The organism is Nocardioides sp. Soil805 (assembly GCF_001429625.1).
Lineage (GTDB): Bacteria > Actinomycetota > Actinomycetes > Propionibacteriales > Nocardioidaceae > Nocardioides.
In genome coordinates this window covers 685,952-710,535 of sequence record NZ_LMSU01000001.1, presented here as the reverse complement: position 1 = coordinate 710,535, position 24,584 = coordinate 685,952, and the positions used below count along the sequence as shown (strand labels likewise).

Genomic DNA, 24,584 nt, shown 5'->3' with positions numbered 1-24,584 from the left:
CGTTTCGGCAGGGCCCTAGGATCGTGCCTCGTGGCTGCCGACGAGACCCCCGTGCGCCGGGGATCCCCGGGACTCCCGGTCGTGGTGGCCGCCGTCGTCAGCGGTGTCGTCGGGTACGCCGTCCTGGTGCTGGCCGCCCGTGACCTCAGCGCGTCGGACAACGCGGACTTCCTGGTCTTCTGGGGCGCCCTCTTCGGTGTCTTCGGGGTGCTGGTCGGCCTGACGTCCGAGGGGACGCGCTCGGTCTTCGCGGCGGGGGTGGGGGCCTCCACCGGCCCCGGGGCGCGCGTGGTCCCGACCGCGCTGCTGCTCGGCGGTGCCGTCGTCGCCGTGCTCGGGCTCAGCGGCCCGCTGTGGGCGCCGCACCTGTTCGGGGACCGGTGGCTCGCGCTGCTGCCCGCGCTCCTGGTGGGGGTGGCCCTGTTCACCGTGCACTCCGCCCTGGGCGGCGCCACCGCCGGGTCGGGGGAGTGGACGGCGTACGCCACCCTGGTCGGCGTGGAGTCGACGAGCCGGCTCCTGCTCTGCGCGGTGGCCGTCGTCGCCGGGGCGAGGGTCGTCGGGTTGTCGTGGGCCGTCGCCGCCGCCTGCGGGGCCTGGATCGTGCTCTCGCTCGCCTCGGCGCGTTACCGGCGGGCGTGGGGCGTGCGTGCCGACGTCGACCGCGCCGGCCTGCTGGCGAGGATGGTGACCGCCTGCACGGCGTCGGGGGCCTCGGCGGTGCTGCTGGTGGGGTTCCCCGTCCTGCTGCGCGTCACCACGCCCGACGACGTCTTCGCCGGTGCCGCGCCCCTCATCCTGGCGGTGTCGCTGTCGCGCGCGCCCCTGCTCGTCCCGCTCGGCGCCTACCAGAACGTCGTGGTCACCAAGGTCGTCGAGCACGGGGTGGGGGCCCTCAAGGGAGCCACCGAGCTGGTCCTCGCGGCCACGGCCGTCGGCGCGGTGCTCGCCTACCTCCTCGGACCGACGGCGCTGCACGTCGTCAACCCGTCGTACGACGTCCCCGCCTGGACGTTCGCCGCGCTGATGGTGGCCGCCGGCCTCGTGTGCCTGCTCACCCTCACCGGCGCCGCCGCGCTGGCCCTCGACCACCACGGCGCCTACCTCGTCGGATGGCTCGCGGCCACCGGTGCCACGACCGTGCTGCTGCTCGTCCTGCAGGGCGGACTGGAGGTGCGCGTGGTGGTCGCGCTGGTGCTCGGCCCGGTGGTCGGCATCGCCGTCCACATGCTCTTCGGCGCCCGGCGTGATCGGTTAGAGTCCGCACTCGCCCACCCCTGACGGAAGGTTCCTCGTGCCGCGCCCACTCGTGCTGGTCGACCTGCTCTCCTACACCGGCACCAAGGGCGGGATGGAGACCTACACCCGCGAGCTCTACCGCCAGCTCGGCCGGATGGACACCGGTCTCGACTTCGTCGCCCTGGCCAGCAAGGAGGGCGCCCGGATGGACCTGTCCTGGTTCCCGGGGGAGGTGATCCGGTCCCGGATCAGCGGTGAGAACCGCTTCGTGTGGGCCTTCGGTGAGCTCATCGGCTCCAGCTGGCACGCCCGGCGCCGGGGCGCTGACCTGGTCCACTGCCCGGCGACCCTGGGCCCGATGTGGACGTCGATGCCCACCGTGATCACGCTGCACGACATGCTCTACTGGAGCCACCCCGAGTTGATGACCACGCCGATGTACACGCGTCCGGTGATGTGGATGGAGCGCCGCGGTGCGGCCAACGCGACCCGCGTGATCACCGACAGCCAGGTCTCGGCGGACGAGATCGTCAAGTACCTCGACTACCCGCGCGAGCGCCTGCACGTCGTCCTGCTCGCGGCCGAGCGCCCCGACCAGGTCCCGGTCGTGGACCGCGGTGCGGAGAACCTCCTCCTCGCCAGCGGGCAGCGACGGCCCCACAAGAACTGGGAGCGCCTGGTGCGCAGCATGGCCCTGGTCGAGGAGGAGGTCCGTCCGCACCTGGTCATCACCGGCGGCCGGGGCGAGGACCCGCTGACCGCGGTCGTCGCCGAGACCGGGATGGGTGAGTGGGTCGAGCTGCGCGGCTGGGTGGAGGACGACGAGCTGCGCGGGCTGCGCTCGCGGGCCCGGGCGATGGTGTTCCCGACCCTCGCCGAAGGCTTCGGGCTGCCGGTGCTCGAGGCGATGGCCGAGGGCCTCCCCGTGCTCGCCTCCGACCTGCCGGTGCTGCGTGAGGTCGGCGGCGACGCCGCACTGTGGTTCGACCCCCTGGACCTGGAGTCGATCGCGGGCGCGATCCGTACCGTCGCCACCCGGCCCGAGGTGCTGCCGGCGATGGCGTCGGCCGGCCTCGAGCAAGCGGCGCAGTTCTCGTGGGAGCGCGTGGCCGAGGAGACCCTGGGGGTCTTCGACCTGGCCCTGGGACGCTAGCGCTCGGCGGCGTGCGCCCACAGGGTGCGCAGCCCCGCGCGGTCGCGTGAGCGCAGCGCGGACGGGACCAGGGTGACCGCGTGGAGGCGCGAGGTCCACCGCAGCCTCGCCGTCCGTGCGGCCCTTCGCCAGCCCAGCGCGGACATCTGGTCGGCGGCGTCGCGGTAGTAGCGCCGCTCGTCGGCGAATCGCGAGCCGTGCAGCAGGCTGGACGACGACGCGCTGGCGGTGTGCCGGCGGTAGGCGAAGCCCACCGCCCGGTCGAGCGCCAGCGTCTCGCCCGCCGCGGTCATGTCGATCACCAGCGCGAGGTCCTGGATGATCGGCAGTCCCTCGCGGAAGCGGTAGGCGCGCAGCGCCTCGGTCCGGAAGACCAGCGAGGGCCAGTAGAGCCAGTCGCCCCGCAGCAGGCTCTGGGCCAGCTGCTCGCCCCCGAGCTCCGCGCGCGACCCGACGCGCGGCATGATCGCTCGCTTGACCTTGTCGGTGAGCGGGTCGATCGGCGCTCCGTGCTCGTCGATGACGTCGACGCCCACCTGCAGCGTCGCGGCGCGTGGGAACTCGCGATGCAGGTCCTTGACCTGGGCGACGAAGCCGGGGCGCAGCAGGTCGTCGCACCCCAGGAACATCATCAGGTCACCGGTGGCGAGCTCCCGGCACCGCTCGTAGTTGCCCGTGATCCCGAGGTTGCGCTCGTTGCGCAGGTAGGTGATCCGCGGGTCGGTCTCGGCGGCGAAGTGTGCGGCCACCGACTCGTCGGGGTAGCAGTCGTCGACCACGGTGAGGACCCACGCGGGGTCGTCCTGGGCCTTGACGCTGTCGATGCAGGCGCGGAGCAGGGCCGGGTCGCCCCAGAACGGCACGAAGATCTCGAGCACGGGCGCGCCGCTCATCCGTCCCCGTCCTGGTGCTCGTCGTCCGGCTGCTGGGTCGTGCTGGACGAGGGGGCCAGGCCCTGCGGCTGCTCGATGCGCAGGCGCAGCAGGGCGATCTCCTCGGCGAGGGTGCGCGTGCGCTCCTCGAGCCTGCCCAGCTCCGAGCTGTGCTGCAGCGTCAGGACCATGATGAGGATGGAGGCGGCGAAGAAGAGGAGGTTGGCCGGCACCTGGATCCCGAGCGCGTGGGCCACCGACTGCAGCAGCAGGGGGAAGGCCGCGACGAGCAGCACGAACACGGCCACCACCGCCCAGATCAGGGCGTACTTCTCGCGCAGCCGGTGTCGCCGCATCATCTCGAAGAGGGCCAGCAGGATGGTCGCGGAGCCGACGATCCCGAGGACGGCGCTGGCGTTCATCGCCGCACCTCCGTCGGGTCGGTCCCGGGTGCGTCCGGGTGCGCTGCGTCCGGTCCCCCGGCGGCGTCAGGCCGCACCTGGGTGTCCGCCTTGGTGACCCCGTCGTCGAACTGGGCGGGCCAGTCCCGGACGAGGGCCAGCAGCAGGGCCACCACGGCCCGGAAGAGGTAGAGGGTCGCCTTGTACGGCGACTGGGACGCCGTCCCGGCGGCGCGGGCACGCATCGTCACCGGCACCTGCGTCACCGTGCAGCCCGCACGGCTGGCGATGACGAGGGACTCGACCGTGTCGCCGAGGTACTCCGCGGGGTAGTGGGCCGCGAACACCGAGATGGCGCGGCGGTTGGACACGCGGAAGCCGGACGTCACGTCGGTGAGGCGGGCCTTGGCGACGCGCGAGAGGACGGCGGCGAGCATCACCATCGCCCAGCGGCGCGGACCCCGGACCTTGTAGGGGTCGTCCTTGTCCGCGAAGCGCGCGCCGATGACCACGTCGGCGGCGTCGAGCCGCTCGAGCAGGCGGGGCAGGAAGCGCGGGTCGTGCTGGCCGTCGGCGTCGATCTGGACCGCGACGTCGTACCCCTCGCGCAGCGCGTGGCGGTAGCCGGTCCGCATCGCGCCGCCCACGCCCAGGTTGTAGGGCAGGGAGCACACGATCGCGCCCGCTCCGGTGGCCCGCTCGTAGGTCCGGTCGGTCGAGCCGTCGTCGACGACGAGGAGGTCCGCTGTCGGCAGGCACGTGCGGATCTCGGTGACGGTGGCCGCGATGGAGTCCTGCTCGTTCCAGGCGGGCACGATGATCAGCACGCGCAGATCTGATCCGTCCCCACGCATGGCCGGAATGCTAACAGCGGCCTTCGGTGACGACCCGATCGTGGCGACGGCCCTCACTCGCGCACCACCTCGACCTCGAAGCCCGGCGCGTCGCACGACTCGAGGGACCGGGTGAGCTTGGGGGAGCGGGTCACCACGCGGACGTCCTCGCCCCAGGTCCGCACGGCCTCGCACAGGGCGGCGGGGTCGGTCGAGTCGAGGCTGTAGGCGGGGAAGCGGATGGGGTCGCTGATGCCGGTGGCTCCCGACTGCAGCAACCAGAAGTTGCTGAGGCTGTCGAAGCCCACCCGGCTCGGCGAGTTCCAGTACGACGAGAGGATCGTCCGGGGGTGCTCCTCCATCAGCGTGAACATCCGGTCCAGGGCGATGTCCGTGGAGGTGTCGTCGTGCATCTGCACGGGGGCCAGGAAGGAGTGCGCGGTCACCGGCCGCACCGGCGGCGTCACGAGGAACAGGGCAACCACCGGCACCGCGATCGCCGTCAGCACGCCCGCGCCGCCCCAGGCGCGACCGGCGAGGCGCTGCAGGGGCCCGACCAGCTCGGCGAAGAGGACCAGGGCCAGGACGATCGAGACGATCCACGCGAACTTGATCGGGTAGTAGCCCCACGCCTCCGGCAGGCCGTCCCGGGCGCGGATGAGCTGGAGGACCCCCAGGGCGATGCCGGGGACGGCTGCCCAGAAGCCCCAGCGGACCTCGCTCGGGAGCCGGCGGTGGAGCAGGGCCACGACGACGGCCAGCGTCACCAGCAGCCGCAGCGACCAGTGCTGGTCGAAGTTGGGGTGGGCGCCGTCGAAGGCGGGCAGGCCGCCCTGGGCGCGCAGGTCGGGCAGGGTGACGAGCAGGGCGTAGGCGATCGCCCCCGCCAGGGCGGTGGCGGGCACCAGCAGGAGGCGGCCGGCGCCGCGCAGGGCCCTCCGCTGCCGGAGCACGGCCACGACCAGCCAGCCGGCCGGGACCACGGTGACCGGGCCCCAGACGATCGCGGACGCCCAGGTCGCGAGGACCAGTCCGGTCACCGCCCCGACCGGGTGGTCGCGCTGCGCCAGCCAGCACAGCCATCCCAGGAGCAGCACCAGCATCGCCGGTGCGGCGTTCTGGTAGCCGTAGAGGAAGACGAAGCCGGCCACGCACCACAGCCAGGGCACGAGGCCCGCAGCGGCGCCGACCAGGATCCGGTGCCCGCGGGCGGGACGCGCGTTGCGCAGGGCGAGCAGGCTGCCCACCACCCCCAGTGCCGCGCAGGTCAGCAGGCCGAGCTGGCCGCCCAGCAGGACCAGCGACCGCACCTGGTCGGCGTTGTCGTGCCCGAGCACGGCCGGCGCGGCCCACGAGCCGTGGATGACGGTGGCGAGCGGCGCGCCGTTGCCCTGGCTGCGCAGCAGACCACCCTGGAGCAGGAACTCCCGGTTGAGGATCATGTTGTTGGCGGCGTCGCCACCCATCGCCCAGGCGAGCCACGGTCGCGGCTTCACCGCGACGGTCCAGCCGATGTACGCCGCCACCAGCGCGGGCGTCACCAGGCAGGCCGCCAGGTCCCACCAGCGCGGTGCCCCCAGCCGGGCCGGTGGGAGCACGCTCGCCACCGCGGCGTACCCCGCCCCGGCGAGCAGCCAGCACACGAGCATGTCGGTGCTGAAGCTGCCGCCCACGTGCGGCGCCGCCCACGCCAGCAGCACCTGGGCGACCAGGGCCCCCAGCGTGACCACCCCGAGGCCCAGGCGCCAGCCCAGCCGGTGCGCGTGCACGCGGGTGGCGACCGCCAGCACGACCAGCGCGAGCGGCGAGGCCGTGTCGGCGGCGACGTAGGCCACGCCACCGGCCACCAGGGCGACCGACCAGCCGAGCAGCGGTCGGAGCCCGGGCGCGGACCGCGGGCCGGAGTGGGAGCTCAATGGACGGCCTCCTTCAGGACGGCCGCTCACTATAGGCGGGGCGCCGGCGACGACCGGGCCCGGAGGCGGCCTCGCCGGGGGCGGCGTCACTAGGCTGCGTCCACATCACGCGATCCGCCCTGGGAGGCCCTGTGAGCGAGCCGGTCCGGCTGGTCCCCGACGCGGAGCGCCGCGCCCGGATGGCGCGCCGGCACGGCATCGCGCCGCGGCACCGGCTGGCCGACCCGGTCGCGGCCACCCGGGCGATGACGGTGCTGCACTCCACCGAGCCGCCCACGCCGTACCTCTCGGTGCACGCCCGCGTCGACGGGATGACCCGCGCCGACCTCGACCGGGCGCTGTACGACGACCGTTCGCTGGTCAAGCAGCTGGCCATGCGCCGCACGCTCTTCGTCTTCCCGCGCGACCTCCTGCCCGCGGCGTGGGGGAGCGCGTCGGCGCGCGTCGCGCTCATCGAGCGGCGCCGGATCGCCAAGGACGTGGAGAAGGCGGGCATCGCCGCCGACGGCGACGCCTGGCTCGACGCGGCCCGGGCCCGCGTGCTCGCCCACCTCGACGAGCACCCGGAGGGCCTTCCGGCCCGTGAGGTGGGCCGACTGTTCCCCGAGCTCGCCACGCCCGTCGATGTCTCGGCCGGCTCCCTGTGGAACCACACGCGCCTGCTGACCCACCTCGGCCTCACCGCGCACCTGGTGCGCGGTCGCAACGGCGGGCACTGGCGGATCTCGCGGCCGGTGTGGGTCCCGATGGCGGGGTGGCTGGGGGAGGAGCCGGTGCCGCTGGCGCCCGAGGAGGGGTACGCCGCCCTGGTCGCCCGGTGGCTGCGCACCTTCGGGCCCGGCACCGAGACCGACGTCGTGTGGTGGCTGGGCGCGACCAAGGGCGCCGTACGGCGTGCCCTCGCCGACCTGGGGGCCCTCCCGGTGGCGCTGGAGTCCGGCGACACCGGCTGGCTGCTGCCCGACGACCTGGAGCCCGAGCCTCCCGTCGAGCCGTGGGCGGCGCTGCTGCCGGTGCTCGACGCGACGCTGATGGGCTGGAAGCAGCGCGACTGGTACCTCGACCCCGCACACGTGCCGTACCTCTTCGACACCAACGGCAACGGGGGCACCACCGCCTGGTGGGACGGTCGCGTGGTCGGCTGCTACGTCCAGGACGGCGCCGGGACGGTCCACGTCGTGCTGCGCGAGGACCCGGGGGCCGACGCGAGGGCCGCGCTCGACGTGGAGGCGGAGCGGCTGACCGCCTGGCTGGCCGGGGAGTCGGTCAACAGCGTGTACGCCTCGCGCCAGATGCGCGAGGCGCGCCTGCCCTGACGGCAGGTCGTGCCGGGGTGGGCCGCGCGCTTTCCCGACCCAGGCCCCCCGCGGATAGCCTGTGCCCGCCATGCCACGCCAGGATCCCCCGCAGCAGCCGCCCCCCGTCCAGCGCCTCCGGGTGCGCTACGCCAAGCGCGGTCGCCTGCGCTTCACCAGCCACCGCGACTTCAGCCGCGCCTTCGAGCGCGCCGTCTTCCGCGCGCGCATCCCGATGGCCTACTCCTCGGGCTTCAACCCGCACCCCCGGATCTCCTACGCCGGTGCCGCTCCGACCGGCTCGGCGAGCGAGGCGGAGTACCTCGAGATCGCGCTCGCCCAGGTGCTGGTCCCGGCGGAGGTGCACGCCCAGCTGGACGCGTCGCTGCCCGACGGCCTCGACGTGATCGAGGTGGTCGAGTCGCCCGGCGGCTCGCTGGCCGACCGGCTCGAGGCGAGCCGCTGGCGCATTGACCTCGACGGCACGCGTGAGGTCGTCGAGGCCGCGGTCGCCTCCTTCCTGGCCGCCGACGAGGTCCTCGTCGAGCGGATGACCAAGAAGGGGCTGCGCGAGTTCGACGCGCGCGGCGCCGTCGTGAGCCTCACGGTCACCTCCTCGGGGTACGACGACCGCTCGGCCCTCGACGTCGTCCTGCGGCACGGCGTCCCCGCCGTCCGCCCCGACGACGTGCTGACCGCGCTGGTGGCGGTCTCGGACGTCGAGCCGGGCCCGGCGCCGCTCATGACGCGTCTCGCGCAGGGCCCGCTGGTCGCCGACGGCACGATCGGCGACCCGTTCGTCGCGTGAGGCCCGGTCTCCCACGCCGTTCACGGTGACCGCGATCGCAGCGCCGTGTGCGATACTCGCCACGTCCGTCCCGAGGTGGTCCGCCACCGCGAAGACGGGCCGACGACGTTCTCGCCGTACCGACGAAGGTCGGCACATCGGATGAAGGTCGTCACCAGACCGCGACGCGGCCTGTGGGTCGGTGACAGCGACCCACGTCGGTAGGGACCACCAGTCCCGCCGGGGGCCCGGCGACCGCGGCAGGTGACGGCACGCACCCGGTGACGCACACGCGGAGGGTGTCGCCGCCACACGAAGGCTTTGCGCCCCGGACGCCCCCTGCGGCCTCGCGGCGCCGACACGGCTCCGGACCGAGAGTCCGGTGCCGGCGAGGAGAGCGACATGCTCGACGACAACGACACCAGCACCACCGGCGAGACGAACGGCGAGAGCCCGGGTTCGGGCGACACGGGTGGGACCACCGCTCCGCCGACGGTCACCCGCACCACGCGCAAGACCACCGCGCGCAAGACCACCACGCCGCGCACCCGCAAGGCCGCCGCTGCGCCGGCCGAGGCCGCCGGCGCCGGCGAGGCCACCGCCGAGGTGCCGGACGCGGCCGCGGCGAGTGCCGCGCCGGTCGTGAAGAAGACGACCCGCACCCGTACGCCGCGCAAGGCCGTCCCGGCAGCGTCGGACACGCCCGCGGCCACCCCCGTCGACGCGCCTGCGGCTGCGACCCAGGAGGCTGCCGAGGCCGCGCCGGCCAAGAAGGCCGCGGTCCGCAAGACGACGCGCACCCGCAAGACCACCACGGCCGCCACGGCCGCCACGGCCGCTCCGGCCGACGTCGATGCCGCTGTCGGGACGACCCCGGAGGTCGAGCCCGACGCCGTGGCCGACGCGCCCGCCCCGGCCAAGAAGACCGCGGCCCGCAAGTCGTCGGCCCGCAAGAGCACGGCCAAGAAGGCAGCGGCCGCCCCGGCCGAGGACACGACCGCCGGCGACGGTGCCGACAGCGACGCAGCCGCGCCTGCCGCGGCCCAGCGGCCGGCCAAGAAGGCCGCCAAGAAGTCTGGGTCGCGCTCGGGCGCCAAGAAGGCCACCGACGCACCCGCAGGTGAGGTCACCGACGGCACCGACGGCACCGACGGCACCACGGCCGGGGGAGTGGTCCCGCTCTTCCAGGCCCCCGAGGTCACGCCCACGGTGACGCGTCGGACCCGCAAGGCCCCGGCGAAGAAGGTCGCTGCGCCCGTCGAGGAGCCCGAGGCCACCCTCGACCCGGACGCGGAGGTCGACGAGGACGAGACCGCCGAGACCCGGGCCGCCGACACGCAGCTCGACACCGCCGCCGACACGGCCGAGACTCCCGACGAGGACCAGGCCGACGAGCAGGGCGACGACGAGCAGGGCGACGAGTCGGGCGAGGGCGGCAACGGTCCGGCCCGCCGTCGGCGCCGCCGCGGCGGCGCCGACGGCGCAAGGGCAGCGACGGCTCCGGCTCGGACGCCGAGGGCGACGGCACGGACGGCGACGAGTCCGCCGACGACTCGTCCGGCTCCTCCGGCCCGGCCGACGAGTCCTCCGAGGACTCCGGCGAGCAGGGCGAGGGCAGCTCGCGCCGCCGTCGCCGCCGTCGCCGCGCCGGCGAGGAGGGCGGATCCGACGACGACGAGCCCAACACCGTCACCAAGGTGCGCAGCCGCCGCGCCGCCGAGGACCAGATCACGTCGCTGGCCGGCTCGACCCGTCTCGAGGCCAAGAAGCAGCGCCGCCGCGAGGGCCGCGAGGCCGGTCGCCGTCGCGCCCCCATCGTGAGCGAGGCCGAGTTCCTGGCCCGCCGCGAGGCCGTGGACCGCGTCATGGTCGTGCGCCAGCGCGAGGACCTCACCCAGATCGCCGTCCTCGAGGACAAGGTGCTCGTGGAGCACTACGTCGCCCGCGAGTCGCAGACCTCGTTGATCGGCAACGTCTACCTCGGCCGCGTCCAGAACGTGCTGCCCTCCATGGAGGCCGCCTTCATCGACATCGGCAAGGGCCGCAACGCCGTGCTCTACGCCGGTGAGGTCAACTGGGCCGCGCTCGGCCACAAGGAGGGCCAGCCGCGCAAGATCGAGGCGGTGCTCTCCAGCGGCCAGCCGATCCTGGTGCAGGTCACCAAGGACCCGATCGGTCACAAGGGTGCCCGCCTCACCAGCCAGGTCAGCCTGGCCGGCCGGTTCCTCGTCTACGTGCCCGACGGCACCACGAGCGGCATCTCGCGCAAGCTGCCCGACACCGAGCGCAACCGGCTCAAGACCCTCCTCAAGGAGATCGTCCCCGACTCCGCCGGCGTCATCGTGCGCACCGCGGCCGAGGGGGCCAGCGAGGAGGAGCTGACGCGCGACGTGGAGCGTCTCAAGGCCCGCTGGGAGGACATCGAGGGCAAGGCCCGCGGCAACGCCCCGGCGCTGCTGTACGGCGAGCCCGACCTGACCCTCAAGGTCGTGCGCGACCTGTTCACCGAGGACTTCAACAAGCTCCTCATCCAGGGCGACGACGCGTGGGAGACGGTCTCCGGGTACGTCGAGCACGTCGCCCCGGACCTCGTCGACCGGGTCGAGAAGTTCGAGGCCCCCGAGGGCGCCTCGGCCAAGAAGTCCGACATCTTCGCCGTGCACCGCATCGACGAGCAGATCGCCAAGGGCCTGGACCGCAAGGTCTGGCTGCCCTCCGGTGGCTCGCTCGTCATCGACCGCACCGAGGCGATGACCGTCGTCGACGTCAACACCGGCAAGTTCACCGGCTCCGGGGGCAACCTCGAGGAGACGGTGACCAAGAACAACCTCGAGGCCGCGGAGGAGATCGTGCGCCAGCTCCGGCTGCGCGACATCGGCGGCATCATCGTCGTCGACTTCATCGACATGGTCCTGGAGTCCAACCGCGACCTGGTCGTACGCCGCCTCGTCGAGTGCCTGGGCCGTGACCGCACCCGCCACCAGGTCGCCGAGGTCACCTCGCTCGGCCTGGTGCAGATGACCCGCAAGCGGATCGGCACCGGCCTGCTGGAGTCCTTCAGCCACGACTGCGAGCACTGCCACGGGCGAGGTGTCGTGGTCCAGAGCGAGCCCGTCGAGCCGGGCCGCAACGCCGACGACGAGCCGCAGCGCACCGGTCGCTCCCGTGGCCGGGGTCGCGGACGCGACGGCGGCTCGAGTCAGTCGGCCGGTCAGTCGGGAGGCGCCCAGCAGTCGGCGGCTCCCTCGCCCAAGGACGTGGCCGCGATGGCCCGCGCCGAGAAGGCCGACGAGGACGCCCGCACCGAGGACGCCCGCACCGAGGACGCCCGCACCGAGGACGCCCGCACCGAGGACGCGCAGTCCGAGAGCACGCAGCCCGAGAGCACCCCGTCCGAGGACTCGCAGGCCGCGCCCGCCGAGGGCGGCGGCCGTCGAGGCTCCCGCCGTGGCGGTCGGTCCGGAGGCCGCTCGCGCGGTGGTGCTCCGTCCGGCGAGGGCAGCGAGGCCACCCCGGAAAGCACGACCCTGGACGCCGCGCCGGTCGACGACAACGCGGCCCAGGACAGCGCCTCCGAGACGGTGCCCGCCGTCGACACCGCCCCCACGGCGGCGTCCCCCGAGCCGGGGGTGGCCGACGTGGTGGACGCGCCCGCCGAGCCGGGCGTCGAGGACCAGGTCGAGGACAAGGTCGCGGAGACGGTCGAGGAGACCGTGCCGCCGGCCGACGAGTCGGCGGCTGAGCCCGCCGCCGAGCCCGCTCCCGAGCCGGAGAGGCCCCGGGTCGTCACGCGCACCCGGCGCCGCTCCGCCAGCCGTCCCGCCGGACCGCCGTCCGGAGTGGCGGGCACCCTGCCCGAGTCGGGACGGGTCGAGCCCGGCACCTCCGACGTCGAGTTCGGCGGCGAGCCGCTCGCCGTACCGGACCCGGCGGCGCACGACGGGAGCGCGGAGCCGCACGTCGAGCACGTCCCGATCAAGAAGAAGGGCGCCCGCAAGCGCTGATCCACCCGGGACGGGTGGCGGCGGGGCCTCGTTTTGACCCTGCCGCCGTCCGGCCCGTAATGTTGCACCTTGTGCGCTTCGGCGTGCCACCTGACTTTGCCCGCGGCGGTTCCGCCCCGGCATCCATGAAGACCCGAGGAGAGTGAGCCCGCCGTGTACGCAGTTGTGCGCAGTGGCAGCAAGCAGCAGAAGGTTGCTGTTGGCGACGTCATCGAGATCGACAAGATGGACCTGAAGGCCAACACGGTCGGCAGCACCCTGACTCTCCCCGTCGTGATGGTGGTCGACGGTGAGAAGGTCACCGCGACCGGCCTCGACAAGGCCGCCGTCACGGTCGAGATCCTGGGCGCGACCAAGGGCCCGAAGATCGTCATCCAGAAGTACAAGAACAAGACCGGCTACAAGAAGCGCCAGGGTCACCGCCAGAAGTACACCCAGGTCAAGGTCACCGACATCTCCCTGTGACGTCGGGGCGAGCGTGTCGGCTTCGCCGCCGCGCGGCCGCCCGACAGCGCTGCTCGATCCACACCTCCACGAAGGATTACTGAAATGGCACACAAGAAGGGCGCCGCGTCCACCAAGAACGGCCGCGACTCCAACAGCCAGCGCCTCGGTGTGAAGCGCTTCGGCGGCCAGACGGTCAACGCCGGCGAGATCATCGTGCGCCAGCGTGGCACCCACTTCCACCCGGGCTCGGGTGTGGGCCGTGGCGGCGACGACACGCTCTTCGCCCTGCAGGCGGGTGCCGTCGAGTTCGGCACCAAGCGCGGCCGCAAGGTCGTCAACATCGTCCCCGGCGAGTGACGCTGCGGCGACACTGAATTTCCACCGCGGAGGGCGTTCCTGGACTGGGGACGCCCTTCGCGCATTTCTCCACCGAGCTTCACGACTGAGAGCGAAACCATGGCTGTCCCGACCTTCATCGACCAGGTCACGTTGCACATCAGTGCGGGTCGGGGTGGCAACGGCGTCGCCTCGGTCCACCGCGAGAAGTTCAAGCCGCTCGGCGGCCCCGACGGCGGCAACGGTGGTCCCGGCGGATCGGTGATCCTCCGGGTCGACCCCGACGTCACGACGCTCATCGACTACCACCACAGCAACAAGCGTCGCGCCGACCACGGCGGCCACGGTGCCGGTGGGCACCGCAACGGCTCGCACGGCGGCGACCTGGTGCTGCCGGTGCCCGACGGCACGCTGGTCAAGCGCCTCGACGGCACCGTGCTGGGCGACATGGTCGGCGCCGGCACCGAGATGGTCATCGCCCAGGGCGGCCGGGGCGGTCTCGGCAACGCGGCGCTGGCGAGCAGCAAGCGCAAGGCTCCCGGCTTCGCGCTCCTCGGCGAGCCCGGCGACGAGATCGAGGTCCGCCTCGAGCTCAAGGTCGTCGCCGACATCGGCCTGGTCGGCTTCCCGAGCGCGGGCAAGTCCAGCCTCATCGCCGCGATGTCGCGGGCGCGGCCCAAGATCGCCGACTACCCGTTCACGACCCTGGTGCCCAACCTGGGCGTCGTCCGCGCGGGCGAGGTCACCTTCACCGTCGCCGACGTGCCCGGCCTCATCGAGGGCGCGGCCGACGGTCGCGGCCTGGGCCACGACTTCCTGCGCCACATCGAGCGCTGCGCGGCCCTGGTGCACGTCATCGACACCGCCACCATCGAGCCCGGGCGCAACCCCCTCGACGACCTCGACGTCATCGAGAACGAGCTGGCCCGCTACGGCGGGCTCGAGGACCGCCCGCGCCTGGTCGCCCTCAACAAGGTCGACGTCCCCGACGGCCACGAGATCGCCGACATGGTCCTCGACGACCTCGCCGAGCGTGGCCTGAGGGTCTTCCCGGTCAGCGCCGCCTCCGGTGCGGGCATGCAGGCCCTCACCTACGCCATGGCCGACCTCGTCCAGCGCTCGCGCACCGACAAGCCCGTGGTCGAGGCGACGCGCATCGTGATCCGGCCCCCGTCGGTCGACGGCGGCGGCGACTTCGACATCACCGAGTCGCCCGAGGGCTGGCGCGTGCGCGGCGAGAAGCCCGAGCGCTGGGTGCGCCAGACCGACTTCAGCAACGAGGAGGCCGTCGGCTTCCTCGCCGATCGCCTCAACCGGATCGGCATCGAGGACCGGCTCGTCAAGATGGGTGCCCAGGAGGGCGACGCCGTCATCATCGGCCCCGAGAACAACGCCGTGGTCTTCGACTTCAAGCCCAGCGTCGAGGCCGGCGCCGAGATGCTGGGTCGTCGTGGCGAGGACGAGCGGCTGCGCGAGGAGCGGCCCTCGGCCACCCGCCGTCGCGACATCCAGGAGCAGATGCCCGAGCGCTCCGAGACCGAGACCCGTGCCGACGTGGCCCGCCGCATCGACCGGAGCAAGACCGCCCCGAAGACGGTCACCAGCTCCGGGATCGGCCCGATGTCCTACGAGATCGGCACGTCGGACGACCCCGACTGGGACGGCAGTGAGCAGGACTGACGGGGCTGCTGACGGGCCCGGCCGCGTGGCCGGCGACCGGGCCGCCCTGGTCGCCGGGGCGCGCCGGGTCGTGGTCAAGGTCGGCTCGTCGTCGCTGACCACCGCCGCCGGCGGCATCGACCCCGACCGGGTCCGCCGGCTCGTCGACGTCCTGGCCGCCGCCCGCGACCGGGGCGCCGAGGTGGTCCTCGTCTCCTCCGGCGCGATCGCGGCGGGCCTGGCCCCGCTCGGGCTCGCCCGGCGGCCCAAGGCGCTCGCGGCCCAGCAGGCGGCCGCCAGCGTGGGGCAGGGGCTGCTGGCCCACCGCTACCAGGAGGAGTTCGCCCGGCACGGCCTGGTCACCGGGCAGGTGCTCCTCACCGCCGAGGACGTCACCCGGCGTGCGCACTACCGCAACGCCTACCAGACCTTCGCCAAGCTCCTCGAGCTCGGCGTGCTGCCGATCGTCAACGAGAACGACACGGTCGCCACCTCCGAGATCCGCTTCGGTGACAACGACCGGCTCGCCGCCCTGGTCGCCCACCTGGTGCACGCGGACCTGCTGGTGCTCCTCTCAGACGTCGACGGCCTGTACGACGGCCCGCCGAGCCGCCCGGGCGCCCGCCTGCTGGCCGACGTACGCTCCGCAGCCGACCTGGACGCGGTCACCATCGGCAGCACGGGCTCGGCCGGGGTCGGCACCGGCGGCATGGTCACCAAGGTGGAGGCCGCCCGGATCGCCACCGGCGCCGGGATCCCGGTCGTGCTCACCTCCGCCGACCACGCCTCCGCCGCCCTCGGTGGTGCCGCGGTCGGCACCCTCTTCCACGCCACCGGGGGCCGCCGCCCGACCCGGATGCTCTGGCTCGCCCACGCCACCGACCCGAAGGGGTCGGTCACCCTCGACGCCGGCGCGGTCCGCGCGGTCACCGAGCGCGGCGCCTCCCTGCTCGCGGCGGGCGTGGTCGCGGTCGAGGGGGCGTTCGTGGCCGGCGACCCGGTCGACCTGGTCGATCCCGCGGGCGTCGCGGTGGCCCGCGGGCTCGTCAACTACGACGCCGACGAGCTCCCCGAGCTGCTGGGACGCTCCAGCCACGACCTCAAGGCCTCGCTGGGCTCGGCGTACGAGCGCGAGGTCGTGCACCGCGACGACCTCGTCCTGCTCTGAAGGGTGTGCGGATGACCTGGGACCCGACCCCCGAGGAGGTCGCCGAGGAGGAGGCTTTCCGGCGCCTGTACGGCGAGTGGGACGCCCTCGACCCGGCCGGCACGGCGGCCTTCATGGCCGGCTACCCGGGGGAGTGGTGGGTGGTGGGCGGCTGGGCGATCGAGGCCTTCACCGGCGTCGCCCGGCGGCACGAGGACATCGACCTGGTCATCTGGCGGCGCGACCTGCCCCTGCTGCGCGAGCACGTCGGAGACCGCCACCACATCTGGAGCGCCGGCGGCGGCGCGATCCGCCCGGTCGACGACGACTGGCCCGAGCCCCATCCGCAGGCCGGCCAGGTGTGGCTGCGCGACCACGCGACGGCCCCGTGGTTCCTCGACTGCATCCTCTCCGAGGACCGCGACGGGCTGTGGGTGAGCCGGCGCGACGACGCGCACGTCGTGCCCCTCGCCGACGTCACCTGGGTGGCCGACGACGGCATCCGCTACATGCGCCCCGAGGTCGTGCTCCACCACAAGGCGCGACTGAACCGCCCCAAGGACACCGTCGACCTCGAGACCACCTGGCCGCTCCTGGACCCGGGGGCGCGCGAGTGGCTGCGCGACGCCGTACGCCGCGAGCGGGCCGACCACCCGTGGCTGTCGACGACGATGGCGGGCTGAGCGCCCCTCAGCCGCCTGCGGCCGCCCACGCCACGGCGGCCAGGGCCAACCCCCGCTGGTCGAGGCCGACCTGCCGGAGGAGCACCGCGTCCACCTGGGGCGCCGTGAGCGGTCCGGCCTGCCCGGCTCGGAGCCGCGCCGCGGTGAAGGCGTCCATCAGGTCCCACAGGACCTGCGTCCCACGCGTCGCGACGAGGTAGGTGCACATGACGGCGGCCAGCGCGTAGCTGGCGTCGGCGTCGGCGTAGAAGCCCAGGCCGTCGGTGAGGACGGGTGCGGGGTCGCCGAGGTACGCCAGGACGTACGCAGCCATGAGCCGCTGCTGCTCGGCGGGGAGGTGGCTCCGGGACACGTACTCCGCGGCACCCTCCGTCAGCCAGCGCGGGCTGCTGTCGTCCCTGCTGGCCAGGGCCACGTGGGTCAGCTCGTGGCGGAGCAGGAACTCGCGCTGCAGGCCGTCGTGGGCCACGGCGGGGTTGACGACGAAGCGATGGGCAGCGACCGTGCGGGAGCCCGGGCGGACCGGGACCGGATAGGCCACGCCGCCCGTCTCCCGGACGTCCATCGGGGTGCGCTCCTCGAGGGCGGTGAGGTCGGAGATGTCGTAGGCCACGACCTTCCCGGACCAGTCCGGGAGGGCCGCCAGGACCGTCCTCCGCGAGGCCCGGAGGTCGCTCATCACGGCGGTGGCGTAGGGCTCGGTCTCCTCGTCGAAGAGGCCGAGGATCGGCCCGCTCTCGCGGACCACCACGTGGGCGACGTCCCACGGGTCCGGGAGCCAGCCCGCACGGCGATCGCCCTCGGCGTCGCGGTCGTCGACGAGCACGACCTCGCCGTCCACCTGGCGGAAGGTGTAGAGCAGCCGCTGCGTGACGCTGCGCTGCTCGAAGCCGTCGAGCCGCATGGTGAAGTCGACCGGCAGGTGGAGCTCGCCCTCCTCGTCATCGTCGTCCTCCACGTCCTCGTCCCCTGCGGACCCCTCGCCCGCGAGCTCGAGGCGCAGGTCGCCGACCGGCATCGCCGCCAGGTTGTCGAACCAGCGCGCCTGGGTGGCCACGAACTGCAGCGCGTCGTCGTCGACGGTGGCCAGGAAGGTGTCCCGGTCCCCGGCCACGAGCGCGGCCTCCCGCTCGGCGACGAGCCGGACCGCCTCCGAGCGCACCTCGTCCGCACCGAGCGGGTCGACCGCCTCAGGGCGGCTGGGGCGCGCGTCCGCGGTGCAGGCTCCGGCGCCGCCGAGCAGCAGGCAGAGGACGACGACCCGGGGCACCAGCCTCATGCGCGGGAGCCTAGGCGGCGTCCGGGCGGCCGGGGCGTGAATGCCGAGATGGACCTCGTGCACACCGCGCGTAGGCTTGGCAGGTCATGACCACCCCCGGACCCCCCGTCTACCTCGACCACGCCGCGACGACGCCGATGCTGCCCGTCGCGCTGGACGCGATGACCGCACAGCTGGCCTCGGTGGGCAACGCCAACTCGCTGCACGCCTCGGGACGCTCGGCCCGCCGGGTCGTCGAGGAGGCGCGCGAGACCATCGCCCGCTCGCTGGGCTGCCGGCCCGGGGACGTGGTCTTCACCTCGGGCGGCACGGAGGCCGACAACCTGGCCCTCAAGGGCATCTTCTGGGCGCGCCGGGGGGAGGACCCGCGCCGGGTCCGGATCCTGTCGACGGCGATCGAGCACCACGCCGTCCTCGACCCGCTGCACTGGCTGGCCACCGACGACGGCGCCGACGTCGAGCTGCTGCCCGTCGACCAGCGCGGTCGTCTCGACGTCGACGCGCTGCGCCGCTCGATCGAGCGCGACCCGGGCTCGGTGGCCCTCGTCTCGGTGATGTGGGCCAACAACGAGGTCGGCACCCTCCAGCCGGTCGACGAGGTGGTGGCGCTGGCCCACGAGCACGGCATCCCGGTGCACACCGACGCGGTGCAGGCCGTCGGCGCCGTCCCGGTCGACTTCGAGGCCTCCGGCGTCGACGCGCTGAGCTTCACCGGGCACAAGGTCGGCGGTCCCTACGGCGTCGGCGCCCTCGTCGTACGCCGCGACCTCCGGGTCTCCGCCCTCGTCCACGGCGGCGGGCAGGAGCGCGACATCCGCAGCGGCACCCTCGACCCGCCGGCCATCGCCGGGCTCGCCGCTGCGATCGAGGCCTCCGTCAAGGCCCAGCCCGAGCACGCCGAGCGGGTCGCCGCGCTGCGCGACGACCTCGTACGCCGGGTGGTCGAGGTGGTGCCCGACGCGCACCTGCACGGCGCCGCGCTCGACGGCGACGACGGCGGTCGGCTCCCCGGCAACGCGCACCTCGGCTTCCCCGGGTGCGAGGGTGACTCCCTGCTCATGCTCCTCGACGCCCGCGGCATCGAGTGCTCCACCGGCTCGGCCTGCAGCGCCGGCGTGCCGCAGCCCTCCCACGTGCTGCTGGCCATGGGCTGCGACGCCGACCAGGCCCGTCACTCGCTGCGCTTCTCGCTCGGCCACACCTCGACCGCCGCCGACGTCGACGCCCTCGTCGAGGCCATCGGACCGGTCGTGGAGCGCGCCCGCGCGGCCAAGCCCCGATGAGGCCGCGATGAGGATCATCGCCGCCATGTCGGGCGGGGTCGACTCGGCCGTCGCCGCCGCGCGCGCCGTCGAGGCCGGCCACGACGTCACCGGCATCCACCTCGCCCTCTCGCGCAACCCCGCGTCGTACCGCACGGGCGCCCGCGGCTGCTGCACCATCGAGGACAGCAACGACGCCCGCCGCGCCGCCGACGTGATCGGCATCCCCTTCTACGTGTGGGACCTGTCCGACCGCTTCCACGAGGACGTGGTCGAGGACTTCATGGACGAGTACGCCGCCGGCCGCACGCCCAACCCGTGCCTGCGCTGCAACGAGAAGATCAAGTTCGCCGCGGTGCTCGACCGCGCGCTGGCCCTGGGCTTCGACGCGGTCGCGACCGGGCACTACGCCCAGCTGCGGACCGGTGCCGACGGGCTCATCGAGATGCACCGGGCCGTCGACCACGGCAAGGACCAGTCCTACGTGCTCGGCGTCCTTGACCAGCAGCAGCTCGCCCACTCGTTCTTCCCGCTGGGCGACACCAGCAAGCCGCAGGTGCGCGAGGAGGCGGCCCGGCGCGGGCTGCTCGTGGCCGACAAGCCGGACTCGCACGACATCTGCTTCGTCGCCGACGGCGACAACGCCGGCTGGCTGCGTGACAAGCTCGGGGACCGCAACCCCAACACCGGCGGCGACATCGTCGACGCCGGCTCCGGTGAGGTCCTGGGCCGGCACGAGGGCACCGTCGCCTACACGATCGGGCAGCGCCGCGGGCTGCGGCTCGGGCGGCCGGCGGCGGACGGGAAGCCCCGCTTCGTCCTCGACATCGAGCCGGTCTCGGGCACCGTCACCGTCGGCCCGCGCGAGGGGCTGCGGATCGACCGGATCAGCGGGATCCGGCCGCGCTGGTGCGGCACCGTCCCGACCGTGCTCGACGGCCCGGACGTGAGCGTGCAGCTGCGCGCGCACGGGGCCGAGCACCGCGCGGTCGTCACCGTCCACGCCGACGGGAGCGGGGTCGACGTCGAGCTGCTCGAGCCCGCGGAGGGCATCGCCCCAGGTCAGGCCGTCGTGGTCTACGACGGCAGCCGCGTCGTCGGCTCGGCGACGATCAGCGCCACCGCCCGCTCGCAGGCCCTCGCGTGAGCGCGCTCGCCACCGGGGTCGGGTCGATGCCCGGCACCGACGATCGGGAGTACGCCGAGGCGGTGCGCGTCGTCCTCGGCGAGCTGTCCCTGCCGCACGTGCCGGAGCTGCCCGGGCGGGGTGCGCTGGCGACCATGACCGGGCGCGGGCTGGCCGTCGTGGCGGGTCTCGGGGCGGACCTGCAGCCGGCCGGCTGGCGGCTGACCGACGCCCCCGGCATCGACCACCGCCGGGCCCGCTCCCTCCTGGCCCAGGACCTCGACCAGGTCGAGGAGCAGGCCCAGGGGCACGCCGGACCGTTCAAGGCCCAGGTCTGCGGACCGTGGACGCTGGCCGCAACGGTCGAGAAGCCCCGGGGCGACAAGATCCTGTCCGACCACGGCGCCCGCCGCGACCTCGCGCAGGCGCTCGCCGAGGGCGTCCGCGACCACGTCGCTGACCTGCGGCGGCGCCTGCCGGGCACGGAGCGGCTGGTCGTGCAGGTGGACGAGCCGGCGCTGCCCGCGGTCCTCGCGGGAGCGGTGCCGACGGCGTCCGGCTTCGGCCGACACCGCCGCGTCGACCTGCCCGAGGCCTCCGCCGCCCTGGAGTGGGTGCTGACCGCGATCACCGAGTCCGGTGCCGAGCCGTGGGTGCACTCGTGCGCGCCCGACGTGCCCTGGTCGCTGGTCCGCGGTGCCGGGACGCGCGGCCTGTCCGTCGACCTCGACGTGCTGCGGCCCCATGACCTCGACCACCTCGCGGAGGCCATCGAGGCGGGGGAGACCGTCGCGCTGGGCATCGTCCCCTCGACCGACCCCGGCACCCTCCCGGGCGACACGGCGCTCACCGAGCGCGTGCTGCGCTGGCTGGACATGCTGGGCCTCGACCACGAGGAGGCGTCGGGACGGCTGGTCGTGACGCCGTCCTGCGGCCTGGCCGGGGCGTCGTACGACTGGGCGCGTCAGGCGCTGCGCCTCTCCGGCACCGTCGCCGGCCACCTGTGACCCGCTGGCGGTAGTGGGGGACGATCTGGGTGGGCGGATCGGTGGGATCCCCGACGAGATCGTCCTCAACTACCCGGGGGCGGGGCGGCCGGGTGACCTAGGCGGGCGCGAGCAGGCCCAGCGAGGAGTCGATGGCCTCGTCGTTCCAGCGCTCCACGCCGGTCAGCATGTAGTGCCCCAGCGCGCCCATGTCGTGCAGGGCCACGCCGGAGGCGACCTCCCGGGCGCGCTCGACGAACCGGGCCGTCTCGGCGTACGACGTGATCCGGTCGCGGCGACCGTGCGCCGCCACCAGGGAGCGACCGGCCAGCGCGTGGACGGGGTCCTCGGCCGACCACCAGGGGGCCAGCCCGACCACCCCGACGACCGACGGGTCGTCGGCCACGTGGACGGCGACCCGGGCCCCCATCGAGTGGCCCAGCAGCACGACCGGCACGTCGCCGTGCGCGCGGCGCACGCGGTCCAGGGCCCAGCGGGCGTCGTCGACCCGGTCGGCGCCGCCGTTCCAGCCGCGCTCGCGGTAGCGCAGCAGCCAGATCCCGGTGCCCGCGCGGTGGGCCCGCATCGCGATCGTGCGCTGCATCCACAGCGACCGGCGCCACGAGGCGCTGCGGCCGTCGACCGGCTGCCGCGAGCGCGGCTTGCCGCCGTGCAGCATCAGGACCAGGGCGTCGGGACGCCCGGGGGCGTCGTACCTCGTCAGCAGCTGCTCGCTCACGGGACTCCTTCGGTGCGACGGCGGGGACGGATGGGGGTGGAACGGCACCGACCCGCCCGCGGCGCGCGGACGGGTCGGGGCTGGTACGACGATCAGCCGACGTGGACGCCCTCGGGGGCGTTCTCGGTGGCGAGCTCCTCGTGCTTGACGTCGAGGAAGATCCACACGATCGCCGAGGCCGCCAGCATCATGATCGCGCCGGTGAAGAAGGCCATGGTCGCGCCCTCGGTGAACGCCCCGAGGCTGGCCAGCTGGGACAGCGCGGCCTGGTCCATGCCGGGTGCCGCCGCCGCGATCGACGGTGCGATCTCGTCGGCGCGGGACTGGGCGAAGTGCAGCGACACGGTGCTGAGGGTGGCGAGGCCGAGCGCGCCGCCGACCTGCTGCATCGTGTTGAGCACGCCGGAGCCGATGCCGGTGTCCTGGGCCCGCAGGTGGTGCACGGCGACCAGGGTGAGCGGCACGAAGTTGAGCCCCATGCCGAAGGCCATCAGCACGATGAACGGCAGGATCTGCGTCCAGTAGTTGACCCCGTCGCCGATCGGGACGCCCTGACCGCCCATCGCGGCGGGCAGCGAGCCCAGGATGGAGGCCGGGTCCTCGGGCACCGTGATCCGGCTGAAGCCGTAGAGCGCCGCGGCCGAGAGCAGCGTGCCGATGCCCGACAGGAAGCGCGGGTCGACGTGACTGATGAGCTTGGAGGCCGCGGTGGCCGAGATGATCATCGCGATCGAGAACGGCAGGAACGCCACGCCGGTGTGCAGCGGGGAGTAGCCCACGACCTGCTGGATGAACAGCGACAGGAAGAAGAACATCGCGAACATCGCGGCCGGGACGATCATCATGACGGCGAACGCGGTGGCCCGGTTCTTGCTCTTGAAGATCCGGAACGGCATGAGCGGGTGCTCCACGCGCGACTCGACCAGCAGGAAGACGCCGAGCAGCACGACGCCGATCGCCAGGCTGGTGATCGTGGTGGAGTCGCCGAAGCCGTGCGCCTCCTGGCCGGCCAGCGAGAGGCCGTAGACGATGGCGAGCAGTCCGCCAGTGCCGGTGATGGCGCCCGGCACGTCGAGCCAACCGCTGTGGCGCTCGGACTCGTCGAAGTAGCGGGGGGCGAGCACCGCGGCGAACACGCCGATCGGCACGACGATCAGGAAGGTGTAGCGCCAGCCGGCGATGCCCAGCGGGCTGTCGAGGCCGGTGAGCCAGCCGCCGAGGATGAGGCCGACGGCCGCACCGACGCCGGCCATCGCGGCGTACACGGCGAAGGCGCGGTTGCGCTCCTTGCCGGCGGGGAAGGTCGTGGTGATGAGCGCCAGGGCGGCGGGGGAGGCCATCGCGGCACCGGTGCCCTGGAAGGCACGGGCCGAGAGCAGCATGGCCTCGTTCTGGGCGATGCCGCCGAGGAGCGAGGCGAGCGCGAAGACGAGCACGCCGATCATGAAGATCCGGCGGCGGCCGTAGAGGTCGGCGAGTCGTCCACCGAGCAGCAGGAAGCCGCCGAAGGTGAGCGCGTAGCCGGTCACGATCCACTGCAGGTTGGCCTGGTCGATGTCCAGGTCGGCACCGATGAAGGGCAGGGCGATGTTGGCGATGGTGGAGTCGAGCACCACCATCAGCTGGGCCAGGGAGATGAGGATCAGTGCCCACCGGAGCCGCTTGTGCTCCTGCGGGGTGACCTCGACGGCCTCCGGGGCCTGGGTCTTGTCGGACATGGTGTTCCTTCTGGGTCGAGTCTGCGGGTCAGCCCGCGACGGAGGCTGAGGTGGTCGCGGCGGGCAGGATGATCTGGTCGAGGACGCGATCGATGAGCTCCGGGGTCGGAGCCTCACCGAGCATGAAGAAGCGGTGGAGCACGATGCCCGGCAGCGCCGGGCCGATCAGGGTGATGTCGATGTCGTCGCGCAGCTCGCCACGGGCGCGGGCCCGCTCGAAGATGCGGAGCGTCTGGTCGATCTTGGGGCCGAGCACCTGGGTGCGGTAGGCGTGGGCGAACTCCGGGTCCCGCCCGATGGCGGTCAGGACGCTGGTGAAGCGGGTGACGGTCTCGACGTCGGTGAGCCCGCCGAAGCCGCAGTACGCCGCCTCGAGGTCACCCCGCAGGGAGCCGGTGTCCGCGGGCTCGGGCGTGGCCTTCTGGGCGACGAGGGCGTCGATGACCAGGGTGAGCTTGTTGGTCCACCGGCGGTAGAGGGTCGCCTTGGAGGCCCTGGCACGCGACGCCACGGCGTCCATGGTGAGGCGGTCGTAGCCGACCTCGCCGAGCACCGCGAGGGCGGCGTCGAGGATCTGCTGCTCGCGGTCGCCCTCCACCCGGGGGCGGGTGGTGGTGTCGGCTGGGGTCATGGGGGATGGAACACGTTCGTTTCATCGTCCATTCCCGGTCCGTTCCCACCGGTCTGGACCAGTCGTCGTAC

22 protein-coding genes are annotated in these 24,584 nt (G+C 73.7%); 14 read left to right on the top strand and 8 right to left on the bottom strand.

Annotation, left to right across the window (positions count from 1 at the left end; translation table 11 throughout):
- The first annotated feature begins 30 nt into the window (after positions 1–30).
- Together ASG94_RS03520 and ASG94_RS03515 are read left to right on the top strand one after the other, a co-directional pair.
- Positions 31–1,281: a hypothetical protein gene (locus ASG94_RS03520; RefSeq protein WP_056925017.1), complete on the top strand. Its 1,251-nt coding sequence runs from the start codon at positions 31–33 to the stop codon at positions 1,279–1,281.
- A gap of 13 nt (positions 1,282–1,294) precedes the next feature.
- Entirely contained in the window at positions 1,295–2,392 is a 1,098-nt protein-coding gene (locus tag ASG94_RS03515) for a glycosyltransferase family 4 protein (RefSeq protein WP_156411399.1), read from the top strand.
- On the opposite strand, the gene ASG94_RS03510 is transcribed toward ASG94_RS03515, so the two are convergent.
- Genes ASG94_RS03510 through ASG94_RS03495 form a run of 4 tightly spaced genes read right to left on the bottom strand, consistent with a single transcriptional unit; the run spans position 2,389 to position 6,414 of the window.
- Positions 2,389–3,285: a glycosyltransferase gene (locus tag ASG94_RS03510; protein WP_056925015.1), complete on the bottom strand. Its 897-nt coding sequence runs from the start codon at positions 3,283–3,285 to the stop codon at positions 2,389–2,391. The two genes, ASG94_RS03515 and ASG94_RS03510, sit on opposite strands and share 4 nt — an antisense overlap.
- Positions 3,282–3,686: a DUF2304 domain-containing protein gene (locus ASG94_RS03505; RefSeq protein ID WP_056925014.1), complete on the bottom strand. Its 405-nt coding sequence runs from the start codon at positions 3,684–3,686 to the stop codon at positions 3,282–3,284. The genes ASG94_RS03510 and ASG94_RS03505 overlap by 4 nt, the downstream gene beginning before the upstream one ends.
- Positions 3,683–4,519, bottom strand: coding sequence for a glycosyltransferase family 2 protein (locus tag ASG94_RS03500; RefSeq protein WP_082623898.1), 837 nt, complete (start codon positions 4,517–4,519; stop codon positions 3,683–3,685). Before ASG94_RS03500 ends, ASG94_RS03505 begins: the two co-directional genes overlap by 4 nt.
- A gap of 53 nt (positions 4,520–4,572) precedes the next feature.
- Complete coding sequence (locus tag ASG94_RS03495) at positions 4,573–6,414, bottom strand: hypothetical protein (protein WP_056925013.1); 1,842 nt, start codon at positions 6,412–6,414, stop codon at positions 4,573–4,575.
- Positions 6,415–6,545: 131 nt separating this feature from the next.
- Between ASG94_RS03495 and ASG94_RS03490 the strand changes: the two genes are divergently transcribed.
- The 9 genes from ASG94_RS03490 (at position 6,546) to ASG94_RS03455 (ending at position 16,772) form a co-directional block, all read left to right on the top strand.
- Positions 6,546–7,730: a winged helix DNA-binding domain-containing protein gene (locus ASG94_RS03490; RefSeq protein ID WP_235537113.1), complete on the top strand. Its 1,185-nt coding sequence runs from the start codon at positions 6,546–6,548 to the stop codon at positions 7,728–7,730.
- A gap of 70 nt (positions 7,731–7,800) precedes the next feature.
- Positions 7,801–8,517, top strand: a complete 717-nt coding sequence (locus ASG94_RS03485) for a TIGR03936 family radical SAM-associated protein (protein WP_056925012.1) — start codon at positions 7,801–7,803, stop codon at positions 8,515–8,517.
- 381 nt (positions 8,518–8,898) lie between these two features.
- Positions 8,899–10,317, top strand: coding sequence for a hypothetical protein (locus ASG94_RS22310; RefSeq protein WP_235537112.1), 1,419 nt, complete (start codon positions 8,899–8,901; stop codon positions 10,315–10,317).
- Between the two features lie 44 nt (positions 10,318–10,361).
- A complete protein-coding gene (locus ASG94_RS22305; RefSeq protein WP_235537211.1) occupies positions 10,362–12,500 on the top strand; it encodes an Rne/Rng family ribonuclease in 2,139 nt (712 codons plus the stop codon).
- Between the two features lie 153 nt (positions 12,501–12,653).
- Positions 12,654–12,965: a 50S ribosomal protein L21 gene (gene rplU, locus ASG94_RS03475; RefSeq protein ID WP_056925010.1), complete on the top strand. Its 312-nt coding sequence runs from the start codon at positions 12,654–12,656 to the stop codon at positions 12,963–12,965.
- Between the two features lie 84 nt (positions 12,966–13,049).
- Positions 13,050–13,304 (top strand): 50S ribosomal protein L27, encoded by a 255-nt coding sequence (gene rpmA, locus ASG94_RS03470; protein ID WP_056885725.1) that lies wholly within the window; start codon positions 13,050–13,052, stop codon positions 13,302–13,304.
- A gap of 99 nt (positions 13,305–13,403) precedes the next feature.
- Complete coding sequence (obgE, locus tag ASG94_RS03465) at positions 13,404–14,963, top strand: GTPase ObgE (RefSeq protein WP_056925009.1); 1,560 nt, start codon at positions 13,404–13,406, stop codon at positions 14,961–14,963.
- A gap of 25 nt (positions 14,964–14,988) precedes the next feature.
- Positions 14,989–16,110, top strand: a complete 1,122-nt coding sequence (proB, locus tag ASG94_RS03460) for a glutamate 5-kinase (protein ID WP_056925008.1) — start codon at positions 14,989–14,991, stop codon at positions 16,108–16,110.
- 11 nt (positions 16,111–16,121) lie between these two features.
- Positions 16,122–16,772 (top strand): hypothetical protein, encoded by a 651-nt coding sequence (locus tag ASG94_RS03455; RefSeq protein ID WP_056925007.1) that lies wholly within the window; start codon positions 16,122–16,124, stop codon positions 16,770–16,772.
- A gap of 7 nt (positions 16,773–16,779) precedes the next feature.
- On the opposite strand, the gene ASG94_RS03450 is transcribed toward ASG94_RS03455, so the two are convergent.
- Positions 16,780–18,051 (bottom strand): hypothetical protein, encoded by a 1,272-nt coding sequence (locus tag ASG94_RS03450; protein WP_156411398.1) that lies wholly within the window; start codon positions 18,049–18,051, stop codon positions 16,780–16,782.
- A gap of 86 nt (positions 18,052–18,137) precedes the next feature.
- Here ASG94_RS03450 and ASG94_RS03445 point away from each other — a divergent pair, with 86 nt between their 5' ends.
- From ASG94_RS03445 to ASG94_RS03435, 3 genes are read left to right on the top strand one after another with little or no spacing between them, the layout of a single operon-like run.
- Positions 18,138–19,334 (top strand): cysteine desulfurase family protein, encoded by a 1,197-nt coding sequence (locus ASG94_RS03445; protein WP_056925005.1) that lies wholly within the window; start codon positions 18,138–18,140, stop codon positions 19,332–19,334.
- A gap of 7 nt (positions 19,335–19,341) precedes the next feature.
- Positions 19,342–20,460: a tRNA 2-thiouridine(34) synthase MnmA gene (gene mnmA, locus ASG94_RS03440; protein WP_056925004.1), complete on the top strand. Its 1,119-nt coding sequence runs from the start codon at positions 19,342–19,344 to the stop codon at positions 20,458–20,460.
- On the top strand, positions 20,457–21,446 hold the full coding sequence (locus ASG94_RS03435) for a methionine synthase (protein WP_235537111.1): 990 nt from the start codon (positions 20,457–20,459) through the stop codon (positions 21,444–21,446). The genes mnmA and ASG94_RS03435 overlap by 4 nt, the downstream gene beginning before the upstream one ends.
- 97 nt (positions 21,447–21,543) lie before the next feature.
- Here the strand turns inward: ASG94_RS03435 and ASG94_RS03430 are convergent, their stop codons facing one another.
- The 3 genes from ASG94_RS03430 to ASG94_RS03420 form a co-directional block, all read right to left on the bottom strand.
- Complete coding sequence (locus tag ASG94_RS03430; protein ID WP_056925003.1) at positions 21,544–22,164, bottom strand: alpha/beta hydrolase; 621 nt, start codon at positions 22,162–22,164, stop codon at positions 21,544–21,546.
- 92 nt (positions 22,165–22,256) lie between these two features.
- The gene (locus tag ASG94_RS03425) at positions 22,257–23,882 is read right to left on the bottom strand and encodes an MFS transporter (protein ID WP_056925002.1); all 1,626 of its coding nucleotides are present in this window, start codon (positions 23,880–23,882) and stop codon (positions 22,257–22,259) included.
- A 28-nt stretch (positions 23,883–23,910) separates the two neighbouring features.
- Entirely contained in the window at positions 23,911–24,513 is a 603-nt protein-coding gene (locus ASG94_RS03420) for a TetR/AcrR family transcriptional regulator (protein ID WP_056925001.1), read from the bottom strand.
- Positions 24,514–24,584 lie beyond the last annotated feature (71 nt).

What these genes read in the sequence shown, in the direction of transcription:
- ASG94_RS03425 (WP_056925002.1), bottom strand. Translation starts at nt 23,882, where the DNA reads ATGTCCGACAAGACCCAGGCCCCGGAGGCCGTCGAGGTCACCCCGCAG.
- ASG94_RS03445 (WP_056925005.1), top strand. Translation starts at nt 18,138, where the DNA reads ATGACCACCCCCGGACCCCCCGTCTACCTCGACCACGCCGCGACGACG.
- mnmA (WP_056925004.1), top strand. Translation starts at nt 19,342, where the DNA reads ATGAGGATCATCGCCGCCATGTCGGGCGGGGTCGACTCGGCCGTCGCC.
- ASG94_RS03450 (WP_156411398.1), bottom strand. Translation starts at nt 18,051, where the DNA reads ATGAGGCTGGTGCCCCGGGTCGTCGTCCTCTGCCTGCTGCTCGGCGGC.
- ASG94_RS03455 (WP_056925007.1), top strand. Translation starts at nt 16,122, where the DNA reads ATGACCTGGGACCCGACCCCCGAGGAGGTCGCCGAGGAGGAGGCTTTC.
- obgE (WP_056925009.1), top strand. Translation starts at nt 13,404, where the DNA reads ATGGCTGTCCCGACCTTCATCGACCAGGTCACGTTGCACATCAGTGCG.
- ASG94_RS03500 (WP_082623898.1), bottom strand. Translation starts at nt 4,519, where the DNA reads ATGCGTGGGGACGGATCAGATCTGCGCGTGCTGATCATCGTGCCCGCC.
- ASG94_RS03485 (WP_056925012.1), top strand. Translation starts at nt 7,801, where the DNA reads ATGCCACGCCAGGATCCCCCGCAGCAGCCGCCCCCCGTCCAGCGCCTC.
- ASG94_RS03505 (WP_056925014.1), bottom strand. Translation starts at nt 3,686, where the DNA reads ATGAACGCCAGCGCCGTCCTCGGGATCGTCGGCTCCGCGACCATCCTG.
- ASG94_RS03510 (WP_056925015.1), bottom strand. Translation starts at nt 3,285, where the DNA reads ATGAGCGGCGCGCCCGTGCTCGAGATCTTCGTGCCGTTCTGGGGCGAC.
- ASG94_RS22310 (WP_235537112.1), top strand. Translation starts at nt 8,899, where the DNA reads ATGCTCGACGACAACGACACCAGCACCACCGGCGAGACGAACGGCGAG.
- ASG94_RS03420 (WP_056925001.1), bottom strand. Translation starts at nt 24,513, where the DNA reads ATGACCCCAGCCGACACCACCACCCGCCCCCGGGTGGAGGGCGACCGC.
- rpmA (WP_056885725.1), top strand. Translation starts at nt 13,050, where the DNA reads ATGGCACACAAGAAGGGCGCCGCGTCCACCAAGAACGGCCGCGACTCC.
- ASG94_RS22305 (WP_235537211.1), top strand. Translation starts at nt 10,362, where the DNA reads ATGGTCGTGCGCCAGCGCGAGGACCTCACCCAGATCGCCGTCCTCGAG.